General features: G+C 66.0%; 3 protein-coding genes and 1 pseudogene. All 4 read left to right on the top strand.

Annotated features, from left to right (window positions below; genetic code table 11):
• Positions 1-255: 255 nt before the first annotated feature.
• Complete coding sequence (gene iolB / locus EOA27_RS28105) at positions 256-1,068, top strand: 5-deoxy-glucuronate isomerase (protein ID WP_126080067.1); 813 nt, start codon at positions 256-258, stop codon at positions 1,066-1,068.
• 232 nt (positions 1,069-1,300) lie between these two features.
• On the top strand, positions 1,301-2,008 hold the full coding sequence (locus tag EOA27_RS28100) for a DUF1045 domain-containing protein (protein WP_126080068.1): 708 nt from the start codon (positions 1,301-1,303) through the stop codon (positions 2,006-2,008).
• A gap of 36 nt (positions 2,009-2,044) precedes the next feature.
• On the top strand, positions 2,045-3,184 hold the full coding sequence (locus tag EOA27_RS28095) for an alpha-D-ribose 1-methylphosphonate 5-triphosphate diphosphatase (protein WP_126080069.1): 1,140 nt from the start codon (positions 2,045-2,047) through the stop codon (positions 3,182-3,184).
• Positions 3,181-3,449: pseudogene (locus EOA27_RS28090) on the top strand (phosphonate metabolism protein/1,5-bisphosphokinase (PRPP-forming) PhnN); the annotation flags it as partial. The gene EOA27_RS28095 and the pseudogene EOA27_RS28090, both read left to right, overlap by 4 nt.

The following is a 3,449-nucleotide window of genomic DNA, read 5'->3' as shown; positions in this document are numbered from 1 at the left end:
ACGCAGCGCAGGCCTAGGATCCATGCCATGACTTTGAAGTGTTGCAACGGTGCAGAATTCTGCTCCGCTGGCATTCCACGTCTGAGGTAACGGCATGGATCCTAGGGTCTCCGCGACGGAGCTTCGCTCCTGCTTCGCCCTAGGATGACGAAGTTTAGAGGCCACGGCCAACACCGAAGGTTTGCGCCGGATTCCTCAGCTGGTGAAATCTCTGGGTCGCCAGCCCGCTGAGCGAACAAGGACAGGAGAGACAAAATGTCGAAACTCATCGTCAAGGCCGACAGGGGCCACGGCCATGTCGCGCATGTCACGCCGCAAAGCGCCGGCTGGACCTATGTCGGGTTCGACCTGCATCGGCTGAAGGTGGGCGAGACGGCGTCCGGCAAGACGGGCGACCGCGAGGTTTGCCTGGTCTTCGTTACCGGCAAGGGCAAGGCGACCGCCGGCGGCAAGGATCTCGGCCTGCTCGGCGAGCGCATGTCGCCTTTCGAAGGCAAGCCGTGGTCGGTCTATGTGCCGCAAGGCACCGAATGGTCGGTGACCGCCGACACCGAGCTGGAACTCGCCGTCTGCTCGGCGCCGGGCCTCGGCGGCGGCCTGCCGGTGCGCGTCATCGGGCCGGACGATCTCGGCCAGGAGGTACGTGGCAAGGGCACCAACACGCGCTACGTCACCAACATCCTGCCCGAGGGCAAGCCGGCGGATTCGCTGCTGGTGGTCGAGGTCATCACGCCCGGCGGCCACACGTCCAGCTACCCGCCGCACAAGCACGACCAGGACAATCTGCCGGCCGAATCCTACCTGGAAGAGACCTACTATCACCGCCTCAACCCGCCGCAGGGTTTTGCCTTCCAGCGCGTCTACACCGACGCCGACCGCAACGGCGTGCGCGAGCTGGACGAGGCCATGGCGATCGAGGACGGCGATGTCGTGCTGGTGCCGAAGGGCTATCACCCCTGCGCGGCCTGCCACGGCTACGACCTCTATTATCTCAACGTCATGGCCGGACCGAAGCGGACGTGGAAATTCCACAACGCGGCCGAGCACGAATGGCTGATGAAGGCCTGACCGCGCATTGGTCCAGCCCGGAAAAATCGTCGGCTAACGAGCTTGCGGCTGGACTTGCCTTCGAAAACCCATGAAAGCTTCGTCAATCCGTCATGGAAATCACCTATGGCAGCGGTTCCGGTGCATGTCGCCGCAAACGCCTTGGCGTTTTGGGACCCACGACTTGCCAAGACAATGACTTGAAGCGCGTCGCATGATCCTTCGGGCGCGGCGCGCTTGACGAGGAACGCCGATGCGATACGCCATCTACTACACACCGGAACAGGACGAGAAGCTGGCGCGCATTGCCGCCAACTGGCTGGGCCGTGACCCATTCGGGGCGGCGACGCGGCCGGTGGAGGCCGTCGGCGATCTGTCTGCCGCGGAAGTCGCCTTCCACACCGCCTCGGCCAGGCGCTACGGGTTCCATGCGACGCTGAAGGCGCCATTCCGGCTGGCGCCGAACGAGACCGAAGCCTCGCTGCGGGCCGCGCTCGACGCTTTCGCCGAGGCGACGCCGCCTGTCGTCATCCCGCGTCTGGTCGTCGGGCAGATCGACGGCTTCTTCGCGCTGGTGCCGGAAACGCGGTTCGCGCCGCTCAACGACTTCGCCGGCGAGGTGGTGCGCGCCTTCGACAGTTTCCGGGCGCCGCTGACCGAGGCCGAGATCGAGCGACGCAGCCCCGATGCGCTGAAGCCGGACGAGTTCCGCAACCTCTGCCAATGGGGCTATCCTTACGTCTTCGACACGTTCCGCTTCCACATGACGCTGTCGGGGCGCGTCGGGCCGGAGGAGAGCCCGCGTCTTCGCGCGGCGATCGACGGCCTGTTCGCCGACGTGCTGCGGCAGCCGGTGCCGGTCGATGCGCTGACCTTGTTCGTCGAAAGCGAGCCTGGCGCCCCGTTCATGGTGCTTTCGCACCACGCGCTTGGCCGTGGCCAGGCCCGCAAGACAGCTTGATTTGATTGCCGACCGCTCGAGATAGGACCGCCTGAGATGACCGCCGAAACCGTTCTCACCAATACCCGCATCGTGCTGCCCGACGAGATCGTCGAGGGCTCGCTTCTGTTGCGCGACGGCCTGATCGCCGCCGTCGAGCCGGGCGCTGCCCGCACCGGCGAGGATATGGGCGGCGACTACATCATCCCGGGCCTCGTCGAGCTGCACACCGATCACCTCGAAGGGCATTACGCGCCACGCCCGAAAGTGCGCTGGAACCCGATCGCCGCCGTGCTTGCCCATGATGCCCAGGTGGCGACCGCCGGCATCACCACCGTGCTCGACGCCCTGCGCGTCGGCATGGACGAGGACGCCGACCTGAAATCCGACGATGTGCGCAAGCTGGCCGATGCGATCGAAGATAGCGTGCGCCAGGATCGGCTCAGGGCCGACCATTTCATCCATTTGCGCTGCGAGGTCTCGGCGCCGGACTGCCTCGAGGCTTTCGCCAATTTCGAGACTGACGACAGGGTGAAGCTCGCCTCGCTGATGGATCACGCGCCCGGACAGCGCCAGTTCGTCAATCTCGAGACCTATGCCTATTACTACCAGCGCAAGCTGAAGCTGACCGACCGCGACTTCCAGAAATTCTGCGAGAAGCGAATGGCGGAATCGGCCCGCAATTCCGGCCCGAACCGGGTTTTCATCTCGGCCGCCTGCCGCGAGCGCGGCATCGTGCTGGCCAGCCATGACGATGCAACCGCCGGCCATGTCGACGAGGCGATCGAGCAGGGCGTGCGCGTCGCCGAGTTCCCGACGACGGAAGAAGCGGCCAAGGCCTCCAAGGCGGCGGGTCTCGGCGTGCTGATGGGTGCGCCGAACGTCATGCGCGGCGCCTCGCATTCCGGCAATGTCTCGGCGCGCACGCTTGCCGCCGACGGCCTGCTCGACATCCTGTCGTCCGACTACATCCCCTTCAGCCTGATCCAGTCGGCCTTCTTCCTCGGCGATGTCGTCGAAGGGATTTCGCTGCCCCAGGCTGTAGCGATGGTCTCGAAGAACCCGGCCGAAGCGGTCGGCCTCGCCGACCGCGGCGTCATCGAGCCTGGCCGCCGCGCCGATCTGGTGCGCGTGCGCGTCGACGACCATGTGCCGGTCGTGCGCACCGTGTGGCGCCAGGGCCGCCGGGTCGCATGATGGTCTCGGCCCTCATCGAGCGCGAGCTGGCCGATAGCCTGCCGATCCGCAACGGCGTCTTCGTCGCGGTGGTCGGCCCGAGCGGTGCCGGCAAGGATACGGTGATCGGCTACGCCAAGCAGCGTTTTGCCGGTGAGACGCGGCTGGAATTCGTGCGCCGCGTCATCACCCGGCCAAGTGACACCGCAAGCGAGGATCACGACACGCTGGCGGATGCCGCCTTCGCGGAAGCCGAGGCAGACGGCGCCTTCTCGCTGTGCTGGGA

Source organism: Mesorhizobium sp. M2A.F.Ca.ET.037.01.1.1 (genome assembly GCF_003998075.1).
In the GTDB taxonomy this organism is placed as follows: Bacteria; Pseudomonadota; Alphaproteobacteria; order Rhizobiales; family Rhizobiaceae; genus Mesorhizobium.
This window is presented reverse-complemented; position numbering and strand designations above follow the sequence as displayed.